The organism is Enterobacter sp. BRE11, from assembly GCF_031844285.1.
Lineage (GTDB): Bacteria > Pseudomonadota > Gammaproteobacteria > Enterobacterales > Enterobacteriaceae > Pantoea.
The window spans coordinates 323,184-346,585 of sequence record NZ_JAUZUX010000001.1 but is presented as its reverse complement, the minus strand read 5'-3'; the positions used below and the strand labels follow the sequence as shown (position 1 = coordinate 346,585).

The following is a 23,402-nucleotide window of genomic DNA, read 5'->3' as shown; positions in this document are numbered from 1 at the left end:
TTATTCCTCGGCTCCCGCGGAAGCGGTGTGACTCATGTCCATGCCTTCGTGCTGAGACATGTCCATCTTCCCGTGGCTGGTCATGAACTTAGCGATGACTTGCTTGAACAGTTCAGGATTCGCTGAAGAGAAATATTCCACCGGATGATTTTCGCTTGGTACGGCGACTTTCTCGAAATCTTCCATAGTGGTCAGCGTGTTAGGCGCCGCTTTAACTTTGGCGACCCACTGCTGGAACTCCGCATCGTCCTTGGTTGCAATGGCTTTGAACTTCATACCAGAGAAACCTCGACCACTGAAGTTCGAGGAGATACCGTCGAACGTTCCTGGCTCATTGGCGATCAGGTGCAGTTTGGTCTGCATGCCCGCCATGGCGTAGATCTGGCTGCCGAGCGTCGGAATAAAGAAGGAGTTCATAACGGAGTTAGAGGTAATTTTGAAGCTCACCGGCGTGTTAGCCGGGAAAGCGATCTGGTTAACGGTGGCAATACCCTGTTCCGGGTAGATAAACAACCATTTCCAGTCCAGCGCCACCACTTGGATTTCAACCGGTTTCACGTCAGAGGCAAGCGGTTTGCTCGGCTCCAGCGCGTGGGTTGATTTCCAGGTCAGCACGCCGAGGAAGAGAATGATCAGGATCGGAATGGTCCAGACCACGGCTTCGACTTTGTTAGAGTGTGACCAGTTGGGGCTGTACTTCGCTTCAGTGTTGGATGCACGATATTTCCATGCAAACACCACCGCCATCAAGATTGCCGGAATAACGACGATCATCATTAAGCCGAAGGCTGTCAGAATCAACGAACGTTGCTCAAGTGCAATCTGTCCCTTGGGATTTAACAACGCATTATCGCAGCCACTCATTAACAAAGTGCCTGCGATTAATGACAAAATCCCCAAACTTTTATTGTATTTCCTGAGTCTCATTTAACGACCTCAATGACAAAGGGCTTATTGTCGTTTAAGTGTGCGCGCATTTTACGGGAAGGTTTATGCAGTGTAAACCAGCATAAGGATGTGTCAGCAGCGTGTTGACACCTTTTGCTAAGGGTGTCACAGATGTTGTCTGGGGTGATAAATTATTAACAGCGACAAGCAGTTGGCACCAATATAACAAAAACCGATGAAAGTATCCCTAAAGAAATCAGGGAAAGAATAAACCTTACTTTTGATACCCAATTCTTTAACAAATCTGCATCATTTGAGTGATGAAATTTATACAAAATAATTGCGCACCGGTTTTTAATATATTCGCGAAATGACGAAATGGGATCTTAATATTTCCCAGAAAATAACTCTTGATGACAAAGTTTAACGTTTGCCGCCCGTCAGAGCGGCCAGATACATTTCCGTTATGAAATAATACCGGTTGTTAATTAAAGCTGCGGTGTGATGCTTTCCGCTGCGCAACGTAGTCCAGCGTTACGCCTCCGCATACCGCCAGCGCCAGCAGCATCATACCGGCTTCGAACAGCATGCCCGGCACGCTTTCCAGTTGCCACAGCCCCAGCGCCTGACACGCCAGCATCGCCAGCCAGAGCGCGATAACAGCGCATCCGCAGCAAAACAGGCGGGTGGTCCAGCGGTAGCCAGCGGCAAAACGCGTGCGCGTCAGGAAATGCCCGCTGTTTTGCGCTTCGCTCAGCGTGTCGCGGCAGAGCAGCAGCAGCAGCAGACCGGGCAGCGCCGCCAGCACGGTGAAAGCATAGAAGGTCGGCCAGCCCCAGAGCTCGACCAGCCAGCCAGCCGCAGGGCCGACATAGACGCGGCCTACCGCCGAGAGCGCCGAGAGCAGGGCGAACTGCGTCGCGGAGAAGGACTTATTGCACAGCGTCATCAGCAGCGCCACGAACGCCGCCGTGCCCATGCCGCCACACAGATTCTCCACGAAGACAGCGCTGGCCATACTCCATAAATGCGGTGGCGTTACCGCCAGCAGCCAGTAGGCAAAATTGGAGACCGCCTGCAGTACGCCAAAAATCATCAGGGCGCGGAACAGGCTCAGGCGCTGCATCAGCACGCCGCCGTAGAGGGCTCCGATAATGGTCGCCAGCAGCCCGAGCGTTTTGTTTACCAGCCCGACGTCGCCGGCGCTGAAACCGACGCCGCGGATCAGAAAAGTGGTGGTCAGCGAGGCAGCGAAGGCGTCGCCCAGCTTATAGAGCACGATAAGGGTAATCAGCAGCCAGGCATTGTTGCGCTGAAAAAAGTCCTTCAGGGGCAGTGATACCGCCTCACGCAGCGAATGCGGCGTGGTGGCGCGCGTGTCGGGTTCTTTGGCTATCAGGGTGGCGATAAGCGCGGGCACCATCAGCAGCGCCATCAGCCAGTAAGTCGCCTGCCAGCCAAGGTAGCGATCCGCCAGCCAGAGCGCGAGCCCGCCGGAGATCAGCATCGCCAGCCGGTAGCCAAGCACGGTGATGGCGGCGCCGCTGCCACGCTCTTCCGGCGGCAGCACGTCGGTTTTCCACGCGTCGAAGACGATATCCTGCGAGGCGGAGCAGAAGGCAACCAGTACCGCCAGTGCAGCGAGCAGCGTCAGGTCGCGTCCAGGCTGCATAAAACCCATGGCGATAATCCCGGCGATCAGCGCCAGCTGCGTCAGCAGCAGCCAGCCGCGGCGACGGCCAAGAAACGGTGGCGTAAAGCGATCCATCACCGGCGACCAGAGAAATTTAAACACGTACGCCTGACCAACCAGCGAAAAAAAACCGATGGTTTTGAGATCGACATTTTCCACCGTCATCCACGCCTGCAGCGTGCCAGCGGTCAGCGCCAGCGGCAGGCCGGAAGCAAAGCCGAGCAGCAGTAAAACGGCGGCGTTTCGTTGCGTGAAGATGCGAAGATAGTGATTCATGCTGACCCTGAAGCGATGCCCGGCGGTGCGCCGGGCATGCATATAGTGCGGTGGATTAGTGCGCGTTCTGCTTAATGAAATTGTTGATACTGGTGTCCTGCGCCATATCGGCGATCACGTCACCCAGCGTCGAGTTCACTGCTTTGGTGATCTTGTCGTTGGTCGCGCTGAAAGCGCCTTCTACGCTATAGGTCTGGCGATAGTTCTTCACCTGCTTGTTGCCGTTCTTCGCGGTGGCGATAATCGAAATATCCGCTTTGGTGGTGATGCTGTAGCGTACGTTGCCCTCGGTCACGTCTGCATAGAGGTGATTCACCACGATCTGCAGGTCGACGGCTCCTTCCGGCCCGATCATATAGCCGCGCGCGGTCATCTGTTTCTCCAGCACCTCCTGCAGCAGGAAGCGCAGATCGCGGGACGGGGTGAGGGTAACCAGCTGGCCATCGCGATTGACTTTCGCCAGCGCCTGGTCGCTGCGCTGATCGGCACCGTTGATGCTAACGGTCACGCCCATCAGGCTGGGATCCTGCTGCGGCAGCTCAATTTTCGGCTGAATGGTCAACGTATTGCTGTTAGCGGCACAGCCAGCCAAAATAAAGGCGGCCAGCAGGGGAAATAACAGTTTTTTCAACATGCTTATTCTCGTTAATGTTGTGGGTTGGCTTGCAAAAACTGCGGCCATCATAGCATTGCGCGGCAGTGAAAAAAGCCCTTGCGAAGGGGAAATTCGCGGAAACCGCCTTTTTTATAGTCTATGAAAAATCGGGGCATTGACCTGCACTCGCGCTGCGCTATCATGCCGGTCGGCTCAGGCAACGGCGGAAATATTTTCACACATTTGTGCGGACGCGCCTGAAAACCTACTAATATTTAACCAGATGGGGCACAGCGCTCGCCATTGAGGAAAGAGACAATGATTCGCGAACAGATCGAAGAGAAGCTTCGCCTGGCTTTTGCGCCGGCTCATCTGGAAGTGCATGACGAAAGTTATCGTCACAATGTCCCGGCGGGTTCCGAAAGTCACTTCAAGGTGGTTATCGTCAGCGACGTATTCGCTGGTCAGCGCTTTCTGGCGCGCCACCGGGCGATTTACGGCGAGCTCGCCGCCGAGCTGGCAGGCAGCGTTCATGCGCTGGCGCTGCATACCTACACCCTGAAAGAGTGGGAAGGGTTACAGGATACCGTGCTCGCCTCGCCAAACTGCCGCGGTGCCGGCACCCTCGCTTGAGCACCTCCCGCCTTTTTTAAAAAACGGCCTCCGGGCCGTTTTTTTCATTATTTAGCGATAAACGCGATCTCTGGCGCAAAAAAGCAGCAAAGCCGCTAAAAAGTGGTGAGTTTCCAGCCTCGACTCACCAGGGCGATGCCGCTATAATGCTGCGTCTATTTTTCCGGAATGTCTTCGGGACGCTTCTGGTGACAGGGATCAGGTTCTCTTAATGGAAGCCGTCCCGGTTGTTGGATACGGCGCATTACATAATGTGTGGTGTCTGAAGTTGACCGAGCACGCGATTTTTTGAGGTAACAAGATGACAGTTTCAGTAGAAACCACGCAGGGTCTGGGCCGTCGCATTACGATTACTGTCCCCGCAGACAGCATCGAAAGCGCAGTAAAGAAAGAACTGGTGGAAGTGGCGAAAAAAGTCCGTATCGATGGTTTCCGTAAAGGCAAAGTGCCGGCCAATATCATCGCACAGCGCTACGGCGCTTCTGTTCGTCAGGACGTGCTGGGCGAGCTGATGACGCGCAACTTCGTTGACGCCATCATCAAAGAAAAAATCAATCCGGCTGGCGCGCCGAACTACGTGCCAGGCGAATATAAAGAAGGCGAAGATTTCACCTACGCGGTCGAGTTCGAAGTCTATCCGGAAGTTGAGCTGCAGGGTCTGGACAGCATCGAAGTCGAAAAACCGCTGGTCGAAGTGACCGACGCTGACGTCGACGCTATGCTGGACACCCTGCGTAAGCAGCAGGCAAACTGGAAAGAGAGCGATGCGGCAGCGACTGCTGAAGATCGCGCGACCATCGACTTCAGCGGTTCAGTCGACGGCGAAGAGTTCGAAGGCGGCAAAGCCTCTGACTTCGTGCTGGCGATGGGCCAGGGCCGTATGATCCCGGGCTTCGAAGAGGGCATCGTGGGTCATAAAGCGGGCGAAACCTTCACTATCGATGTGAAATTCCCGGAAGACTACCATGCGGAAAACCTGAAAGGGAAAGACGCGAAGTTCGACATCGTGCTGAAGAAAGTTGAAACGCGCGAACTGCCTGAGCTGACTGAAGAGTTCATCAAGCGTTTCGGCGTGGAAGATGGTTCCATCGAAGGTCTGCGCGCTGAAGTGCGTAAAAACATGGACCGCGAGCTGAAAGGCGCCATTCGCAACCGCGTGAAAACGCAGGCGATCGACGGTTTGGTCAAAGCCAACGAGATCGACGTGCCGGCTGCGCTGATCGACAGCGAAATCGACGTGCTGCGTCGTCAGGCTGCGCAGCGCTTCGGCGGCAACGAGAAGCAAGCGCTGGAACTGCCGCGCGAGCTGTTTGAAGAGCAGGCGAAACGCCGCGTTGTTGTTGGTCTGCTGCTGGGCGAAGTGATTCGCACCCATGAGCTGAAAGCTGACGAAGCGCGCGTTAACGCCCTGATCGAAGAGATGGCGTCGGCGTACGAAGATCCGCAGGAAGTGATTGAGTTCTACAGCAAAAATAACGAGCTGATGAACAACATGCGCAACGTGGCGCTCGAAGAGCAGGCGGTTGAAGCCGTTCTGGAAAAAGCGAAAGTAACTGAGAAAGCGACCAGCTTCCAGGAACTGATGAATCAGACCAACGCTGCCTGATTGCGGATTTAACCAGAAGTGCTAAGCCCGCGGCTGAAAAGTCGCGGGCTTTTTTGTTTTTCCGACGCCATCTCCTCTCCTGTGCTGCTATTCGCTTAATAAATCGGCAAATTATTCACGTTGCGCTTTTTCCCGGTTAGCGAATGAAGAAAAGGTTGTTATGCTTGAAACAGCAGGGCAGTATCCCCAGATTGAGGGAGTATGCAGAAGAGAGTTAGACTGGCTGATTAACCGTCCTTGAAGGTGTCGGAAATGAAGCGAAGCTGTGCAGAACGCGCGCGCTTCAGAGAAAATCGGTACAGAATGTAGCCAATGAACTATATCCAGGAGACGGTAATGTCATACAGTGGCGATCGTGAATTTACTGCGCCGCGCAATGCGCTGGTGCCCATGGTGGTTGAACAGACTTCGCGCGGCGAGCGTTCCTACGACATCTATTCCCGCCTGCTGAAAGAGCGCGTCATCTTCCTGACCGGCCAGGTTGAAGATCACATGGCCAATCTGATCGTGGCGCAGATGCTGTTTCTGGAAGCGGAAAACCCTGAGAAAGATATCTATCTTTATATTAACTCCCCAGGCGGTGTGATTACTGCGGGCATGTCGATTTACGACACCATGAAGTTCATCAAGCCGGACGTCAGCACTATCTGTATGGGCCAGGCCTGCTCCATGGGCGCCTTCCTGCTGACTGCTGGCACCAAAGGCAAGCGTTTCTGCCTGCCGAACTCGCGCGTGATGATTCACCAGCCGCTGGGCGGCTATCAGGGCCAGGCAACCGACATCGAGATTCATGCGAAAGAGATTCTGAAAGTCAAACAGCGTATGAATGAGCTGATGGCGGAGCATACCGGCAAGTCGCTGGAAGAAATTGAGCGCGATACCGAGCGTGACCGTTTCCTCTCGGCGAGTGAAGCGGTAGAGTATGGTTTAGTCGACTCCGTCCTGACACATCGCGAATAAGACTCATCTGCCCGTCTCCTTGCGCTATAGTTACTGGGAAACGGGCTTGAGTTGAATGAATATTGGCCGTGTTCGCACGGCCTGCGCCGTACGCCTGTATGGCCTGAGAACAAGAAGAGGTTAACTGATGACAGATAAGCGCAAAGACGGTTCAGGAAAGTTGCTGTACTGCTCTTTTTGCGGCAAAAGCCAGCATGAAGTGCGTAAGCTGATTGCCGGGCCGTCAGTGTATATCTGCGACGAATGTGTCGATCTGTGTAATGACATCATTCGCGAAGAGATCAAAGAAGTTGCCCCGCATCGCGAACGTAGCGCGCTGCCTACGCCGCACGAAATCCGCCATCACCTCGATGATTATGTTATCGGCCAGGAAAAGGCGAAAAAAGTGCTGGCGGTTGCGGTGTACAACCACTACAAACGCCTGCGCAACGGTGATACCAGCAATGGCATCGAACTGGGCAAAAGCAACATCCTGCTGATTGGCCCAACCGGTAGTGGTAAGACCCTGCTGGCGGAAACGCTGGCGCGCCTGCTGGATGTGCCGTTTACCATGGCTGACGCTACCACGCTGACCGAAGCGGGCTACGTGGGCGAGGATGTGGAGAACATCATCCAGAAGCTGCTGCAGAAGTGCGACTACGACGTGCAAAAAGCGCAGCGCGGCATCGTTTATATCGATGAGATTGATAAAATCTCGCGTAAGTCAGACAACCCGTCGATTACGCGCGACGTTTCCGGCGAAGGCGTGCAGCAGGCGCTGCTGAAGCTGATCGAAGGCACCGTAGCGGCCGTGCCGCCGCAGGGCGGTCGCAAGCATCCGCAGCAGGAGTTTTTGCAGGTCGATACCTCTAAAATTCTGTTTATCTGCGGCGGCGCGTTCGCGGGTCTGGATAAGGTGATCTCCCAGCGCGTGGAAACCGGCTCTGGTATCGGCTTCGGCGCAACGGTAAAAGGTAAGTCGGAAAAAGCGAGCGAAGGCGAACTGCTTTCTCAGGTAGAACCTGAGGATCTGATTAAATTCGGTCTGATCCCGGAGTTTATTGGTCGTCTGCCGGTGGTCGCGACGCTCAACGAGCTGAGCGAAGAGGCGCTGATCCAGATCCTGCGCGAGCCGAAGAACGCCCTGACCAAACAGTACCAGGCGTTGTTCAACCTGGAAGGGGTCGAGCTGGAGTTCCGCGACGAAGCTTTAACCGCCATCGCCAAAAAGGCGATGTCGCGTAAGACCGGTGCCCGCGGCCTGCGTTCTATCGTTGAAGGCGCGCTGCTGGAAACCATGTATGACCTGCCTTCTATGGAAGACGTAGAAAAAGTGGTGATTGACGAGTCGGTTATCGATGGTCAGTCAGAGCCAATGCTTATCTACGGCAAGCACGAAGCCCAGGCGTCTGGCGAATAATTCGCCAGCGCAAGGGCATTGATATCATTAAAAAAGGGGAAAATTCTTTCCCCTTTTGTTTTTCTCGCTCTCATGACGTTGAATGTCGAACGATCATCCCCATATACTCATAATCCTGTGGGTTTAACTGCACATTCCCTGCATTATGCGGTGCCCATCACCTGGCGGACACTAACTAAGAGAGAGCTCTATGAATCCTGAGCGTTCTGAACGCATTGAAATCCCCGTGTTGCCTCTGCGCGACGTGGTGGTTTATCCGCACATGGTAATTCCGTTGTTTGTTGGTCGGGAAAAATCGATTCGTTGCCTCGAAGCGGCGATGGATCATGACAAGAAGATCATGCTGGTTGCCCAGAAAGAGGCTTCAACGGATGAACCTGGCATTAACGATCTCTTCTCTGTAGGGACCGTGGCCTCCGTGCTGCAGATGCTGAAACTGCCTGACGGCACTGTCAAAGTTTTAGTCGAAGGCCTGCAGCGCGCACATATCACCACCCTGGCGGATAATGGCGACCATTTTACCGCGCAGGCGGAATACCTGATCTCGCCGGAAATCGAAGAGCGCGAACAGGAAGTGCTGGTACGGACGGCGATCAATCAGTTTGAAGGCTATATCAAGCTGAACAAAAAGATCCCGCCGGAAGTGCTGACCTCGCTGAACAATATCGACGATGCGGCGCGCCTCGCCGACACCGTTGCGGCCCATATGCCGCTGAAATTAGCCGATAAACAGTCGGTGCTGGAGATGTCGGACGTGAACGAGCGTCTGGAATATCTCATGGCTATGATGGAGTCGGAAATCGATCTGCTGCAGGTTGAGAAGCGTATTCGCAACCGCGTGAAAAAGCAGATGGAGAAGAGCCAGCGCGAGTATTACCTGAATGAGCAGATGAAGGCGATTCAGAAAGAGCTGGGCGAAATGGACGACGTGCCGGATGAGTACGAAGCCCTGAAGCGCAAAATCGACGCGGCGAAAATGCCGAGCGAAGCGCGTGAAAAAGCCGAAGCCGAGCTGCAGAAATTAAAAATGATGTCGCCGATGTCCGCCGAAGCGACGGTGGTACGCGGCTATATCGACTGGATGGTTCAGGTACCGTGGAATGCGCGCAGCAAGGTGAAAAAAGACCTGCGCAAGGCTCAGGAGACGCTGGACACTGACCACTATGGTCTGGAGCGCGTCAAAGACCGCATCCTGGAATATCTCGCCGTGCAGAGCCGCGTCAGTAAAATTAAAGGCCCGATCCTCTGCCTGGTTGGACCGCCGGGCGTGGGTAAAACCTCGCTGGGTCAGTCGATCGCCAAGGCGACCGGCCGTAAGTATGTGCGTATGGCGCTGGGCGGGGTGCGTGACGAGGCAGAAATTCGCGGTCACCGCCGGACCTATATCGGCTCTATGCCAGGTAAACTGATTCAGAAAATGGCGAAGGTCGGGGTGAAAAACCCGCTGTTCCTGCTGGACGAGATTGACAAAATGTCATCCGACATGCGCGGCGATCCCGCTTCCGTGCTGCTGGAAGTGCTCGATCCCGAGCAGAACATCGCCTTTAACGATCACTACCTGGAAGTCGATTACGATCTTTCCGACGTGATGTTCGTTGCCACCTCCAACTCCATGAACATTCCGGCACCGCTGCTGGACCGTATGGAAGTGATTCGCCTCTCTGGTTACACCGAGGATGAGAAGCTCAACATCGCCAAACAGCATCTGCTGCCGAAACAGATTGAGCGTAACGCCCTGAAAGAGAGCGAAATCACGGTGGAAGACAGCGCCATTGTCGGCATCATTCGCTACTACACGCGCGAAGCAGGCGTGCGTAGTCTGGAGCGCGAACTGTCGAAGCTGTGCCGTAAAGCGGTGAAAACGCTGCTGCTGAACAAAGAGCAGAAGCACATCACCATCAACGGCGACAACCTCAAAGATTACCTGGGCGTACAGCGCTTCGACTATGGCCGCGCCGAAAGTGAAAACCGCGTTGGCCAGGTAACCGGCCTCGCGTGGACCGAAGTGGGCGGCGATCTGCTGACCATCGAAACCGCGTGCGTGCCGGGCAAAGGCAAGCTGACCTACACCGGTTCACTCGGCGAGGTGATGCAGGAGTCGATCCAGGCGGCGCTGACGGTAGTGCGCGCGCGTGCCGAGAAGCTGGGCATCAACGGCGATTTCCACGAGAAGCGCGACATCCACGTTCACGTACCGGAAGGCGCGACCCCGAAGGATGGCCCGAGCGCCGGTATCGCGATGTGCACCGCGCTGGTCTCCTGTCTGACCGGCAACCCGGTGCGCTCTGACGTGGCGATGACCGGCGAGATCACGCTGCGCGGCCAGGTGCTGCCGATTGGCGGCCTGAAAGAGAAGCTGCTGGCGGCCCATCGTGGTGGCATTAAAGTGGTGCTGATCCCGGACGATAATAAGCGCGACCTGGAAGAGATTCCGGCCAACGTTATCGCCGATCTGGAGATCCATCCGGTGAAACGCATCGAAGAAGTTTTAGGCCTTGCGCTGGAAAACGCCCCTTACGGCATGCAGGTCGCTACTGCAAAATAGTGATTAGCGACATAAAGCATTAAAAAGCGAAGCTGGCAGGCCAATGAGCGCTTGCCAGCTTTTTTTAGTGCCGTTAATTTAGGGGGCTGCGGGATCAACGATTAAGATGAATTCCGTTGTTTCGCCTCAACAGGCTTGATATAACGTGCTGCGCATTCGTATCCGCCAGGACGCGCGGATGTGAAGTGAAATAATAAAAGAGGGGATGAAGAGAGTGAATAAGTCACAGTTGATCGACAAAATTGCTGCAGACGCTGACATTTCTAAAGCAGCAGCCGGACGTGTTTTAGACGCATTCACCAGTTCTGTTTCCGACGCGCTGAAAGGCGGCGACGAAGTGGCTCTGGTGGGCTTTGGCACCTTTTCCGTACGCGAACGTGCCGCACGTACCGGCCGCAACCCGCAGACCGGCAAAGAGATCACCATTGCCGCGGGCAAAGTACCGGGCTTCCGCGCCGGTAAAGCGCTGAAAGACGCTGTCAACGCATGACATCGCATCCGTCCACAGAAGCATTTTCTTCCGTGGACTAGAGGACGGTTCTTGCGTTCTCATGTAACATACGGGCACATCAAATTTGATGTGCCTTTTTTATTCGGATCCGGGGATAAATCGCGCTAAGACTTGTCTCAACAGGAGTGAAGCTGCCAGGCTAAACGGCAGTTGCGTAACGGCCTTTATCCGACAGGCGTTGCGCCCGAGGTTTATATCCACACTACAGCGGAGCGTTGTCATACCATGATGGACAATTTACGCGCGGCGTCGAATCATGTCGTGCTCAAGGTTATTTTGGGGTTGATTATTCTCTCCTTCGTGCTGACCGGCGTTGGCAACTACCTTATCGGCGGCGGCAGCGATTACGCCGCTAAAGTCAACGGACAGGAAATCAGCCGCGCGCAGCTCGATCAGGCGTTCAACAGCGAGCGTAGCCGCCAGCAGCAGATGCTGGGCGATCAGTTCTCGCAGCTTGCCGGTAACGACGGCTTCATGCAGCAGATGCGTCAGCAGGCGCTGTCGCAGCTGGTAGACCAGGCGCTGCTCGCTCAGTATATCAACGACCTCCACATTACTATCAGCGACGATCAGGTCAAGCAGGCGATTTTCGCCCAGCAGGCGTTCCAGACCAACGGCAAGTTCGACAACGCGAAGTATAACGCTCTGCTGAGCAGCATGGGCTTTACCGCCGATCGCTACGCGGAAGCGCTGCGCAAGCAGCTGGCAACCCAGCAGCTGATCAACGCCGTCGCCAATACCGACTTTATGCTGAAAGGCGAAACCAGCAAGCTGGTGGATCTGGTGTCGCAGAAGCGCGACATCCGTCAGGCGACCATCGACGTCAACGTGCTGGCGGCGAAACAAACCGCGTCAGCCGACGAGATTGCGCAGTACTACCAGCAGCATAAAAACAACTTTATGGCGCCGGAGCAGTTCCGCGTCAGCTACATCAAAATGGATGCCGCCAGCCTGCAGGCCAGCGTCAGCGACGCCGACATTCAGAGCTGGTACGACCAACATAAAGCGGACTACACCCAGCCGCAGCGTAACCGCTACAGCGTCATTCAGACCAAAACCGAGGCGGATGCCAGCGCCGTGCTGGCGCAGCTGAAGGGCGGGGCTGACTTTGCCGCGCTGGCGAAAAGCAAATCGATCGATCCTATCTCCGCGCGTAAGGGCGGCGATATGGGCTGGCTTGAGCCGGCCACCACGCCGGACGAGCTGAAAAACGCTGGCCTGACGCAGAAAGGCCAGCTTTCTGGCGTGATTAAATCGTCGGTCGGCTTCCTGGTGGTGCGTCTGGACGATATCCAGCCGGAGCAGATCAAACCGCTGGCCGAAGTGCGCGACGCGGTGGCCGAAAAAGCGAAGCAGGAGAAAGCGGTCGACGCCTTCTACCAGCAGCAGCAGAAAGTGAGCGAAGCGGCGAGCAACGACAATGAGTCGCTCGCTGGCGCCGCACAGGCTTCCGGCCTGAAAGTGGTTGAGACCGGCTGGTTCAGCCGCGACAGCGTGCCGCAGGAGCTGAACTTCGACGCGGTGAAAAACGCCATCTTCAACGGGGGCCTCACCGGACAGAACGGCGCGCCAGGCAACAACTCCGACGTGATCACCGTGGATGGCGACCGCGCGTTTGTGCTGCGTATCAGCGAGCACAAACCTGAAGCGGTTAAATCGCTGGATGAGGTGAAAGCGCAGATTGCCGACACGCTGAAGCACGATAAAGCGGAACAGCAGGCGAAGGCGCAGGCGGACAAACTGCTGGCCGATCTTAAAGCGGGCAAACAGGAGGCGCTGAGCGCGGCCGGTCTGACGCTAAGCGCCAGCAAAACCGTCGACCGTAACAGCCAGGATCCCATCGCGCAGACCGCCTTCAATCTGCCGCAGCCTGTTGACGGTAAAACGTCGTGGGGCGTGAGCGAAGATATGCAGGGCAATGTCGTGCTGGTGGCGCTGGATAAAGTCAGCAGCGGTACGCTGCCGCAGGAGCAGGTAGACGAAATGATTAAGGGCGTAACGCAGAATAACGCGCAGCTGGCGTTCGAAGCGCTGCTCGCTAACCTGCGCAAAGAAGCCAAAATCAAATACGGCGCCGCGGCGCAAATGCAGTAACGCTCGCAAAAAAGTGTTTTGCAGTAAGAAACGAAAAGGCCGCCTGCGCGGCCTTTTCCATTTCTGAATGTTGCCTTTTGAGGCCTTCGCTCTTCTCTGTCACGCTCTCCTTGCTGTTAAACATAAGGAGAAACAGAGCATGTCTAAATCACTATTGTCCGTTCTTTGCTTCACCCTCGCGCTTGGCGGCGCACTCGGCTACTCCAGCCTGTCAGCGGCGGAAACCGCAGGTGAAAAACCGATTGCCCAGGCCGCACAGGCGGCAGGCGAAAAAGTCAGCATTAACGAAGCGACCGCCGAGCAGCTGTCGGCGGCGATGAACGGCGTTGGGCTGAAAAAGGCGCAGGCGATTGTCAGCTATCGCGAGCAGTATGGGCCGTTTACCGCCGTCGAACAGCTGAAGGAGGTGCCAGGCATCGGCAATTCGCTTATTGAACGTAACGCTGAGCGGCTGAAACTGTGAGCTAAGACGCAACCCTGACGCTTTTGCCGCGCGGCAAAAGGCCTTTTGCTACGCTAGAGAGGTCATACCAGTTAAGCCCTCTTTAACGACAGGAGATGTCAGGCATGCAGACCACAATTAAAGTTCGCGGCTATCACCTCGACGTGTATCAGCACGTCAACAATGCGCGCTATCTGGAGTTTCTTGAAGAGGCGCGCTGGCAGTGGCTCGAAGAGGCAGACGCGTTCAACTGGCTGCAGCAGCAGCAGCTGGCGTTTGTGGTGGTGAATATCAATATTAACTACCGTCGTCCGGCTGTGCTGGGCGACGTTCTGGCGATTCACAGCGAAATGGCGCAGCTGAACGGAAAAAGCGGCGTCATTACTCAGCGCGTCACGCTGGCGGGAAGCGAAATCCTGGTGGCGGATGCGGCGCTGACCTTTGTCTGCATCGATCTGCGCACGCAGAAAGCGGTCGCGCTGGAGAGCGAGCTGCGCGCGCGGCTGGAGGCTTTCTCCCTCTGAGTCAACAGCGCGGCGCATCTGTGCGGCGCCGCGCCGATATCAGATCAGGCCGCTTTTGCTTTTCATCGCCGCCATCACGGCGTCGCGATCGGCGAGATAGTCATTCAGGCCCCGTGCGCGCAGATGACAGGCGGCACATTCGCCGCAGCCGTCGCCCTTGACGCCGTTATAGCAGGTCAGCGTCTCTTCGCGTACCAGCGTCAGGCTTTGCCAGTAGTCGGCCAGCGCCCATGTCTCTGCTTTATTGAGCCACATCAGCGGGGTTTCAAAACGCACCTCGCGCGCCATGCCAAGGCTGACGGCGTGATTCAGCGCCTTAACGAACTCGTCGCGGCAGTCAGGATAGCCGGAAAAATCGGTTTCGCAGACGCCGGTGATCACGGCCTCCGCCTCCACCTGATACGCATAAACCGAAGCGAGGGTGAGGAACAGAATATTGCGTCCTGGCACAAAGGTGCTCGGCAGGCCGCTGGCAGCGGGATCGTAAGAGGGGACAGGAATGTTGTCGCGGGTCAGGCTGCTTACCGCCAGCTCGTTCAGCAGGGTGACGTCGAGCACCTTATGGGCGCGTGCGCCCAGCTTCAGCGCCAGCGCACGGGCAACATCAATCTCTTCGCGATGGCGCTGGCCGTAGTCGAAGGTGACGCAGTGCACCTCGTCATACTGCTGCAACGCCTGAATCAGGCAGGTAGTGGAGTCTTGTCCACCGCTAAAGACGACAACGGCTCGTTTCATCATATTGTCCTGGTCGAAAATTTTGCCTCTATGGTAATCACTCTCCCGCCCGCTGAACAGCGCGAAGCGCGGCTTTACGCCGTCAGCGGCGGCGGAACCCAGGCGCGGCTGAAGTCGAACCAGCCGAGGGGGTTGAGCTGGATACCCTCTACGCCCGGTGGAGCAAAGATTTGATAGCGATAGTTGAACAGCGGCAGCAGCAGACCGTCGCGCATCAGACTGTGGTAGAGCTGGTGCAGCGCGACGCGGCGCGCCTCGCCGTCGGCCAGCCGCTGTATCTCCAGGAGCTGCTGACGAAGATGATGGCTGGTTGCCGCAGGCCACAACCGATCGATCTCCAGCCAGCTTGCCAGCGTAAAAAGCGGCGCATCGCCGATCAGCCGGTCGCCCATCACCAGATCGGCCTGCGCCAGATCCTCGCTGCCTCGCCAGCTTTTCACCTCGTGAAAGATCAGCGTGAGTTCACAGCCTTCCGCGCGCAAGAGTTCACGCAGCGCCTGCGCCATCTCATGCAGTTCGACCGGTAGCTGGTAGTGCAGCGTCAGACGCGGCGGCAGACGCGCCGCATCATCCTCTACAGGCGGCACCGGCCAGCCCGGCAGCAGCTCTTTGCTCGGCGTAATCAGCCCCTCTTCCAGCGGCAGCTGCGCCACGATGCCGCTTTGCTGCAGCAGGCGGAGCAGACGACGCGCCTGCGCCGGGCTAAAACCGGCGCGCGGACGACAGGCGAGGTAGCAAAAGCCGAGGCTGATGCTGCGGCTGACCGGACGCAGCGACGCCAGATCCGCCGCATCGCCAATAGCGATCTGCACCGGATGGCGGCAGCTGGTGCCGAGCGCACGATCGAACAGCGTCGGCGTAATCCAGTACTCAACCGCCTGCATCAGCGGCAGCGGCAGGTGACAGCGCGTATGGCTCTCAATACGCACCAGCTCGGACGTGAAGTGCGCCAGCTTCCAGGGGCCGCTGCCGAGGCGCGGCTGCTGCGGATGGGGCAGCAAACAGAGCTGATGCGCCAGTCGCCAGGGCAGCCAGTAGTCGCTGCGGCTCAGCCGAAAGCGCAGCGCCAGCGGATGCGGCGCGTCTACGCTTGCGACCGCCGCCAGCAGGCGCTGCGCACGCGCGTCCTGCAAAATGCGCTGAAACTGCTCGACCAGCTGTGCGGCCTGAAGCGGCTCGTCGTTATGCCAGAACAGTTGCGGACGCAGCCAGAACAGCCAGACGCGCCCCTCGTCAGCGTGCTGCCAGTGATGCGCAAGATCGCCGACCGGCTCGTCCGCTTCGAATCGCGTCAGGCCGGAAAAGAGCTGACGCGCCAGGTGCTGTTCGGCGCGCCCGACAATCTGCAGCGGCGCGACGGAATCGAGCGGACGATAGTAGGGGATGCGCAGCACCGGGGCGTCGTTTTGCCACTGGCCGCCCATCAGCGGACGCAGCAGGTCCACCAGCCGCTCCGGCGCCATATCCAGCACCTGCAGCGCTTCGGCGGCGTTGCCCGCCTGCAGCTGCGTCTGCAGCAGCTGTTGCCGCAGCTGTTCGGGTGAGCGAAGAAAGGTCAGGGTGCCCAGCCTGCCGCGCCCCGATTTGCCCTGCCAGCGCAGCCAGCCCGCATGTTGCCACTGCGAAAGCAGCGTGCGCAGGTGGCGCTCGCTGCAAAAACAGCGGCGCGCCATCTCGGCTACGCAGGTCTGTTGGGGGGTGCCCTGGCTCTGCTGCCACAGGCGCTGAAACTGATTGAGGCGATTGAGCTGGCGCATTGAAAACCCGGAACAGTTTTTAAAAATTATTCACTATTAGTTCCGGGATTGCCAGGCGATAGTGAATGCTGACTTATCAACGGGAGAGAGCAATGGCGCGACTTGCCGCATTTGATATGGATGGCACACTGCTGCTGCCCAGCCACCAGCTGGGACAGCAGACGTTAAACAGTTTGCTGGCGCTGCATCAGCGCAACGTGCAGCTGGCCTTCGCCACCGGCCGTCACCTGCTGGAGATGCAGATCCTGCGGCAGCGCCTTACGCTGCCCGCCTGGCTAATTACCGGCAACGGCACGCGCGTGCACGATCTGGACGGCAATCTGCTGTTCGCCAGCGATCTCTCGCCTTCGGTGGCGGAAGAGGTGCTGCATAGCCGCTGGAAGAGCAGCGCCACGGCGCACGTTTTTAACGACGAGGGCTGGTTTACCGACGTACCGGCGCCGGAGATGCTGCAGGCGCACGCGCTGAGCGGCTTTCGCTACCAGCTGCGCGATCTGAAAAGCATTCCCGCGCATCAGGTCACCAAAATCTGCTTCGTCGAACGTCACGACGCGCTTTGCCAGCTGAAAGCGCAGCTGGAGGCGGCGCTCGGCGACCGCGCCCATATCTGTTTCTCGGCGCTGGACTGTCTGGAGGTGCTGCCGCTCAACTGCAACAAAGGCAGCGCGCTCGCCATGCTGTGTCACCATCTGTCACTGCCGCTGGCGGAGTGCATGGCCTTCGGTGACGCCATGAACGACCGCGAAATGCTGGGGCTGGTGGGGAAAGGGTTTGTGATGGGCAACGCCATGAGCCAGCTTAAGTCGGCGCTGCCCCATTTGCCGGTTATCGGCCATTGCGAGACACAGGCGGTGTCTCACTTTTTAGATCACTGGCTGGCGACGCCGCACCTCGCGTATTCCCCCGAATGCTGAGGATTAGAGTGAAGCGGACAGGGAGTCCGCGATTTTATTCCAGCTCGCGCTGCCAGCGGCTGATATCGCCAAACTGCCGCGCGACCCAGCTTTCATCGTAATAGCTGTCGGGATAGCGCTCGCCGCTGTCGCACATCAGCGTCACCAGCGCGCCCCGTTCGCCGTTCGCTCGCATCCGCTTCGCCACCTGCATCATGCCCCAGAAGTTGGTGCCGGTTGAGGCGCCTGGCTTACGGCCGATAATGTGCGCCAGCTTCAGCATCGCCGCCAGCGTGGCAGCGTCCGGCACCTTCATCATTTCGTCAATCACATCGGGCATAAAAGAGGGCTCGACGCGCGGACGGCCGATACCTTCGATCTGGCTGCCGCGCGGGCTGCGCAGCGTCGCGTCGCGGCTGTGCCAGTAATCGTAAAACACCGAATGCTCAGGATCGACTACCAGCAGCCGCGTGGCAAAACCCTGATAGCGAATATAGCGGCCCAGCGTCGCCGAGGTGCCGCCGGTGCCGGCGCCCATAATAAGCGTATGCGGCACGGGACAAGGCTCGAGCGCCATCTGGCGGAAAATGCTCTCGGCGATGTTATTATTGCCGCGCCAGTCGGTGGCGCATTCGGCGTAGGTGAACTGGTCCATAAAATGGCCGTTCAGCTCGCGCGCCAGCTGCATCGAGGCGCTGTAAAGCTCGCACGGGTCGGTGACGAAGTGGCACTGGCCGCCATAGAACTCAATCTGCTCGATTTTGCGCTTCGCGGTGCTTGCCGGCATGACGGCGATAAAGGGCAGGCCGAGCAGCTGAGCGAAATAGGCTTCCGAGACCGCGGTGCTGCCGGAAGAGGCCTCGATCACCGGCCTGTTCTCTTTGATCCAGCCGTTCGCCAGTCCGTAAAGAAACAGCGAGCGCGCCAGCCGATGCTTCAGGCTGCCGCTGGGATGCGTGCTCTCATCTTTCAGATAGAAATCGATGCCGGGATAATCCGCCAGGCGAAAGCGAATCAGGTGGGTTTCGGCGGAGCGCTGAAAGTCCGCGTTGATCTCATTAATGGCGTGGCGAGTCCAGTTACTCATAATGCTATTCCGGCTGAAAAGTTGTGCTGATTGTAAGGCACGGGCAGGAAAAAGAGTTGGCTTTATTTCCGCTATAATGGCGCACCTGGAGAAAAATATTCTCCCGAGGAGAGAAATGTTAGATAAAACCGATCGTCATCTGCTCGATCTGCTGCAGCGCGACGCTACGCTGTCGCTGCAGGCGCTGGCGGACGCCGTCAACCTCACCACCACGCCATGCTGGAAGCGACTGAAAAAGCTGGAGGATGACGGTATCATCCGTGCTCGCGTTGCGCTGCTGGATGCGGAAAAGCTCGGCCTCGCGCTGACCGCCTTTATGTTTGTCAAAACGCAGCAGCACAGCCGTGAATGGTATCAGCGCTTCGTGACGGCGGTGCAGGAGATGCCTGAGGTGCTGGCGTTCTACCGCACGGCGGGCGAGTTCGACTATCTGCTGCGCATCCAGGTTGCGGATATGAAGCGCTACGACGACTTTTACAAGCGTCTGGTCAACAGCGTGCCGGGCCTGATCGACGTCACCTCCAGCTTCGCCATGGAGGAGATTAAATACACCACGGCGTTACCCATTGCCCCCTGAGGCAAAAGAAAGAGAAGAGTCTAGTGCGACTATTTAGCCAGTTAAGTTGGTATTTCATCCGCGAGTGGCGACGCTATCTGGGCGCGGTCGCTCTCCTGATCGCGATCGCTATCCTGCAACTGCTGCCGCCGCATCTGGTGGGCGTGATCGTCGACGGCGTCACGCATCACACCATGAGCGGGCGCACTATCATGATGTGGATCGGCGTGATGCTGGTGACCGCCGTGGCGACCTATCTGCTGCGCTACGTCTGGCGCGTGCTGCTGTTCGGCGCCTCCTATCAGCTGGCCGTCGAACTGCGCGAAGATTTTTATCGCCAGCTCAGCCGCCAGCATCCCGCTTTTTATCTGCGCCATCGCACCGGCGATCTTATCGCGCGCGCCACTAACGACGTGGACCGCGTGGTGTTCGCCGCTGGCGAAGGGGTGCTGACGCTGGTGGATTCGCTGGTGATGGGCTGCGTGGTGCTGCTGGTGATGAGCCTGCAGATCAGCTGGCAGCTGACGCTGCTGTCGCTGGTCCCGATGCCGATCATGGCGCTGTTTATCCACCGCTACGGCAACCAGCTGCACGATCGCTTCAAGCTGGCGCAGGCGGCTTTTTCCAGTCTGAACGATCAGACGCAGGAGAGCCTGACCAGTATCCGCATGATTAAGGCGTTTGGCCTGGAGTCGCACCAGTCAGATCAATTCTCCGCTATTGCACGCGATACCGGCGCGAAAAACCTGCGCGTGGCGCGCGTCGATGCCCGTTTCGATCCCACCATTTATATCGCTATCGGCTTCTCGAACCTGCTGGCGATTGGCGGCGGCAGCTGGATGGTGTGGCACGACCAGCTGACGCTTGGTCAGCTCACCAGCTTTGTTATGTATCTTGGCCTGATGATCTGGCCGATGCTGGCGCTGGCGTGGATGTTCAACATCGTTGAGCGCGGCAGCGCCGCATGGAGCCGCATCAACGCGCTGCTGGCGGAAGCGCCTGCGGTCGTGGATGGCGATCGGGAACCGCCAGCGGAAGCGGGCGTGCTGCAGGCTTCGATCCGCGCGTTTCGCTATCCGACCAGCGCCGCGCCGGTACTGCGCAACCTCAGCTTCACGCTGAAACCGGGGCAGATGCTGGGCCTGTGCGGCCCGACCGGCAGCGGAAAAAGCACGCTGCTTAGCCTGCTTCAGCGCCATTTTGATATCGACCAGGGGGATATTCGCTACCACGACATTCCCCTGACGCAGCTGCGCATCGACAGCTGGCGCCGTCGGCTGGCGGTCGTCAGCCAGACGCCGTTCCTCTTCTCCGACAGCGTGGCGAGCAATATCGCACTGGGCAAGCCCGACGCCACTCAGGAGGAGATTGAGCGCGCGGCGACGCTGGCCTGCGTACATGAGGATATCCTGCGGCTGCCGCAGGGGTATGCAACTGAAGTGGGCGAGCGCGGCGTGATGCTTTCCGGCGGCCAGAAGCAGCGACTCTCTATTGCGCGCGCGCTGCTGCTCGACGCGGAGATCCTGATCCTTGATGACGCGCTGTCGGCCGTCGACGGCCGCACCGAGCACGATATTCTGCACAATCTGCGCCTCTGGGGCCGGGGCCGCACCCTGATTATCAGCGCGCACCGCCTGTCGGCGCTGGCGGAGGCGAACGAAATTCTGGTGCTGCAGCAGGGCGAGATCGCCCAGCGCGGCGATCATGACGCGCTGGCGGCGCAGCCGGGCTGGTATCGCGATATGTATCGCTATCAGCAGCTTGAGGCGGCGCTGGACGAAGACGAATCGGCAAAAGGAGCGCTCGATGGCGACCTCTAAACGCTTATGGCCGACGCTGAAGCGGCTGCTCGCCTACGGCAGGCCGTGGCGTAAATCGCTGGTTCTGGCGGTCGGTCTGCTCTGGATCGCCGCTGCGGCCGAGGTGACCGGACCGGTGCTGGTCAGCTACTTTATCGACAACCTGGTGGCGAAACACCAGATGCCCTGGGGGATTGTCGCCGGGCTGGTAACAGGCTTTATTCTCCTCCAGCTGCTGGCGGCGGGGCTGCACTATTTTCAGGCGCAGCTGTTTAACCGCGCGGCAATTGGCGTGGTGCAGCAGCTGCGCAGCGACGTGATGGACGCGGCGCTGCGGCAGCCGCTCAGCGCCTTTGACACTCAGCCGGTCGGGCAGATTATCTCGCGCGTCACCAACGATACCGAAGTGATCAGGGATCTCTACGTGACGGTGGTGGCCACGGTGCTGCGCAGTGCGGCGCTGATTGGCGCGATGATGGTGGCGATGTTCAGCCTCGACTGGCGCATGGCGCTGGTGGCGATGACCATCTTTCCGCTGGTGCTGACGGTAATGCTGATTTATCAGCGCTACAGCACGCCCATCGCGCGCCGCGTGCGCAGCTATCTAGCGGATATCAACAACGGCTTTAACGAAGTGATCAACGGCATGAGCGTGATCCAGCAGTTTCGCCAGCAGGCGCGCTTCGGCGAGCGCATGAGCCAGGCGAGCCGCTCGCACTATGAAGCGCGTATGCAGACGCTGCGGCTTGACGGTTTTCTGCTGCGCCCGCTGCTCAGCCTGTTTTCAGCGATGATCCTTTGCGGCCTGCTGATGCTGTTCAGCTTCTCTTCGCCGGGCATATTTGAGGTTGGCGTGATCTATGCGTTCATTACCTACCTTGGCCGCCTGAACGAACCGCTGATCGAACTCACGACGCAGCAGTCGATGCTGCAGCAGGCGGTGGTGTCGGGCGAGCGAATCTTCGAGCTGATGGATGCCGCGCAGCAGCGCTACGGCAGCGACGATCGCCCGCTGGCGTCAGGACGCATCTCGCTGCGTCAGCTAAGTTTCGCCTATCGCGCCGATCGCGAGGTGCTGAGCGACATCAACCTTGAGGTGCCGCCGCGCAGCTTCGTGGCGCTGGTCGGCCATACCGGCAGCGGTAAAAGCACCCTCGCAAATCTGCTGATGGGCTACTACCCGGCGACGCGCGGCGAAATCTGGCTGGACGATCGTCCTGTTGGCCAGCTCAGCCATCAGACGCTGCGGCGCGGTATCGCCATGGTGCAGCAGGATCCTGTGGTGCTGGCGGACAGCCTGCTGGCTAACGTGCGCCTCGGCCGCGATATCAGCGAAGAGGCGGTCTGGCAGGCGCTGGAGCAGGTGCAGCTCGCCTCGCTGGCGCGCGCATTGCCGGACGGCATTCAAACGCGCCTGGGCGAGCAGGGCAATACCCTCTCGGTCGGGCAGAAGCAGCTGCTGGCGCTGGCACGCGTGCTGGTAGCGATGCCGCAGATCCTTATCCTCGACGAGGCGACCGCCAATATCGACTCTGGCACCGAGCAGGCGATTCAGCAGACGCTGAGCAGGCTACGCCAGCACACCACGCTGGTGGTGATCGCTCATCGTCTGTCGACCATTACCGAGGCGGACACGATTCTGGTGCTGCATCGTGGTCAGGTGGTAGAGCAGGGCGATCACGCCGCGCTGCTGGCGCGACAGGGACGCTACTGGCAGATGTATCAGCTGCAGCAGGCGGGCGATGAACTCGCGTCGGGCAAGGCCGTCGCCACCGTGGAATAAATTGCACCTTTTTTGCGCGCATTTATCAGAATGTTCTTACCCTTTGCACTTCTTTGAGGCCAGAAGCACCAAAGAAGTGCAGATTATTTAGCCTCTGGTTTCCCTTTTCTTCTCTCGCTCTCTTCTTTTGCCATTTCAAACCGGGCCGGCCTGCCTTTACGCCGCGTCGCATTCGCTCCTTCATTCCTGGCACAGCCTTTGCTTCTGTCTCTGCGTGTCTGAGACGACTCACTTGTCTATTACCCGGAGGGGATGCAATGAAGCTGGTTACCGTGGTCATCAAACCGTTCAAACTGGAGGATGTGCGCGAAGCTCTCTCCTCTATCGGCATTCAGGGGCTGACCGTCTCTGAAGTTAAAGGGTTCGGCCGCCAGAAAGGCCATGCAGAGCTCTATCGCGGCGCCGAGTACAGCGTGAACTTTCTGCCCAAGGTCAAGATCGACGTTGCCATCGCCGACGATCAGCTCGACGAAGTGGTGGATGTGATCAGCAAAGCGGCCTATACCGGCAAGATCGGTGACGGCAAAATTTTTGTTGCCGAGCTGCAGCGCGTTATCCGTATTCGTACCGGTGAAACCGACGAAGCAGCGCTTTAATTTCGGCTACGTTATCTGATGGGATGGAAA

General features: G+C 58.0%; 20 protein-coding genes. 14 read left to right on the top strand and 6 right to left on the bottom strand.

Features of this window, described 5'->3' with window-relative positions; all coding sequences use genetic code 11:
• The 3 genes from cyoA to Q9R34_RS01675 all read right to left on the bottom strand — a co-directional run bounded on the left by cyoA (nt 1) and on the right by Q9R34_RS01675 (nt 3,491).
• The gene (cyoA, locus tag Q9R34_RS01685) at nt 1–927 is read right to left on the bottom strand and encodes a cytochrome o ubiquinol oxidase subunit II (RefSeq protein WP_048783360.1); all 927 of its coding nucleotides are present in this window, start codon (nt 925–927) and stop codon (nt 1–3) included.
• Between the two features lie 445 nt (nt 928–1,372).
• Complete coding sequence (ampG, locus tag Q9R34_RS01680) at nt 1,373–2,857, bottom strand: muropeptide MFS transporter AmpG (protein WP_485892148.1); 1,485 nt, start codon at nt 2,855–2,857, stop codon at nt 1,373–1,375.
• 55 nt (nt 2,858–2,912) lie between these two features.
• Nucleotides 2,913–3,491 (bottom strand): lipoprotein, encoded by a 579-nt coding sequence (locus tag Q9R34_RS01675; protein ID WP_434124010.1) that lies wholly within the window; start codon nt 3,489–3,491, stop codon nt 2,913–2,915.
• A 279-nt stretch (nt 3,492–3,770) separates the two neighbouring features.
• On the opposite strand from Q9R34_RS01675, the gene bolA reads away from it, so the two are divergent.
• From bolA to Q9R34_RS01630, 9 genes are all read left to right on the top strand, one after another.
• The gene (gene bolA, locus Q9R34_RS01670; protein ID WP_434124009.1) at nt 3,771–4,085 is read left to right on the top strand and encodes a transcriptional regulator BolA; all 315 of its coding nucleotides are present in this window, start codon (nt 3,771–3,773) and stop codon (nt 4,083–4,085) included.
• A 301-nt stretch (nt 4,086–4,386) separates the two neighbouring features.
• On the top strand, nt 4,387–5,691 hold the full coding sequence (tig, locus tag Q9R34_RS01665) for a trigger factor (protein WP_434124008.1): 1,305 nt from the start codon (nt 4,387–4,389) through the stop codon (nt 5,689–5,691).
• Nucleotides 5,692–6,027: 336 nt separating this feature from the next.
• Nucleotides 6,028–6,651, top strand: a complete 624-nt coding sequence (gene clpP / locus Q9R34_RS01660) for an ATP-dependent Clp endopeptidase proteolytic subunit ClpP (RefSeq protein ID WP_033752709.1) — start codon at nt 6,028–6,030, stop codon at nt 6,649–6,651.
• Nucleotides 6,652–6,778: 127 nt separating this feature from the next.
• Entirely contained in the window at nt 6,779–8,050 is a 1,272-nt protein-coding gene (clpX, locus tag Q9R34_RS01655) for an ATP-dependent protease ATP-binding subunit ClpX (protein WP_434124007.1), read from the top strand.
• Between the two features lie 190 nt (nt 8,051–8,240).
• Nucleotides 8,241–10,595, top strand: a complete 2,355-nt coding sequence (gene lon, locus Q9R34_RS01650) for an endopeptidase La (RefSeq protein ID WP_485892146.1) — start codon at nt 8,241–8,243, stop codon at nt 10,593–10,595.
• A 214-nt stretch (nt 10,596–10,809) separates the two neighbouring features.
• Nucleotides 10,810–11,085, top strand: a complete 276-nt coding sequence (gene hupB, locus Q9R34_RS01645) for a nucleoid-associated protein HU-beta (RefSeq protein ID WP_033752705.1) — start codon at nt 10,810–10,812, stop codon at nt 11,083–11,085.
• A gap of 246 nt (nt 11,086–11,331) precedes the next feature.
• Nucleotides 11,332–13,200 (top strand): peptidylprolyl isomerase, encoded by a 1,869-nt coding sequence (gene ppiD / locus Q9R34_RS01640; protein ID WP_485892145.1) that lies wholly within the window; start codon nt 11,332–11,334, stop codon nt 13,198–13,200.
• A gap of 139 nt (nt 13,201–13,339) precedes the next feature.
• A complete protein-coding gene (locus tag Q9R34_RS01635) occupies nt 13,340–13,663 on the top strand; it encodes a ComEA family DNA-binding protein (protein WP_434124004.1) in 324 nt (107 codons plus the stop codon).
• Nucleotides 13,664–13,767: 104 nt separating this feature from the next.
• Nucleotides 13,768–14,166: a YbgC/FadM family acyl-CoA thioesterase gene (locus tag Q9R34_RS01630; RefSeq protein ID WP_485892144.1), complete on the top strand. Its 399-nt coding sequence runs from the start codon at nt 13,768–13,770 to the stop codon at nt 14,164–14,166.
• A gap of 39 nt (nt 14,167–14,205) precedes the next feature.
• On the opposite strand, the gene queC is transcribed toward Q9R34_RS01630, so the two are convergent.
• The gene (queC, locus tag Q9R34_RS01625) at nt 14,206–14,901 is read right to left on the bottom strand and encodes a 7-cyano-7-deazaguanine synthase QueC (protein WP_485892143.1); all 696 of its coding nucleotides are present in this window, start codon (nt 14,899–14,901) and stop codon (nt 14,206–14,208) included.
• Nucleotides 14,902–14,975: 74 nt separating this feature from the next.
• A complete protein-coding gene (locus Q9R34_RS01620; RefSeq protein ID WP_485892142.1) occupies nt 14,976–16,658 on the bottom strand; it encodes an SgrR family transcriptional regulator in 1,683 nt (560 codons plus the stop codon).
• A gap of 92 nt (nt 16,659–16,750) precedes the next feature.
• Here Q9R34_RS01620 and cof point away from each other — a divergent pair, with 92 nt between their 5' ends.
• Nucleotides 16,751–17,572, top strand: a complete 822-nt coding sequence (cof, locus tag Q9R34_RS01615) for an HMP-PP phosphatase (protein WP_485892141.1) — start codon at nt 16,751–16,753, stop codon at nt 17,570–17,572.
• A gap of 34 nt (nt 17,573–17,606) precedes the next feature.
• Here the strand turns inward: cof and Q9R34_RS01610 are convergent, their stop codons facing one another.
• Nucleotides 17,607–18,638 carry a PLP-dependent cysteine synthase family protein gene (locus Q9R34_RS01610; RefSeq protein ID WP_485892139.1) on the bottom strand — a complete coding sequence of 344 codons (1,032 nt, stop codon included), beginning with the start codon at nt 18,636–18,638 and terminating at the stop codon, nt 17,607–17,609.
• A gap of 115 nt (nt 18,639–18,753) precedes the next feature.
• Here Q9R34_RS01610 and Q9R34_RS01605 point away from each other — a divergent pair, with 115 nt between their 5' ends.
• The 4 genes from Q9R34_RS01605 (at nt 18,754) to glnK (ending at nt 23,372) form a co-directional block, all read left to right on the top strand.
• Nucleotides 18,754–19,215 (top strand): Lrp/AsnC family transcriptional regulator, encoded by a 462-nt coding sequence (locus tag Q9R34_RS01605; protein WP_434123997.1) that lies wholly within the window; start codon nt 18,754–18,756, stop codon nt 19,213–19,215.
• Nucleotides 19,216–19,238: 23 nt separating this feature from the next.
• Nucleotides 19,239–21,014, top strand: coding sequence for a SmdA family multidrug ABC transporter permease/ATP-binding protein (locus tag Q9R34_RS01600; protein ID WP_485892138.1), 1,776 nt, complete (start codon nt 19,239–19,241; stop codon nt 21,012–21,014).
• Nucleotides 21,001–22,776: a SmdB family multidrug efflux ABC transporter permease/ATP-binding protein gene (locus tag Q9R34_RS01595; protein ID WP_485892137.1), complete on the top strand. Its 1,776-nt coding sequence runs from the start codon at nt 21,001–21,003 to the stop codon at nt 22,774–22,776. The genes Q9R34_RS01600 and Q9R34_RS01595 overlap by 14 nt, the downstream gene beginning before the upstream one ends.
• A gap of 257 nt (nt 22,777–23,033) precedes the next feature.
• Entirely contained in the window at nt 23,034–23,372 is a 339-nt protein-coding gene (gene glnK, locus Q9R34_RS01590; protein WP_033752690.1) for a P-II family nitrogen regulator, read from the top strand.
• The last annotated feature ends 30 nt before the right edge of the window (nt 23,373–23,402 follow it).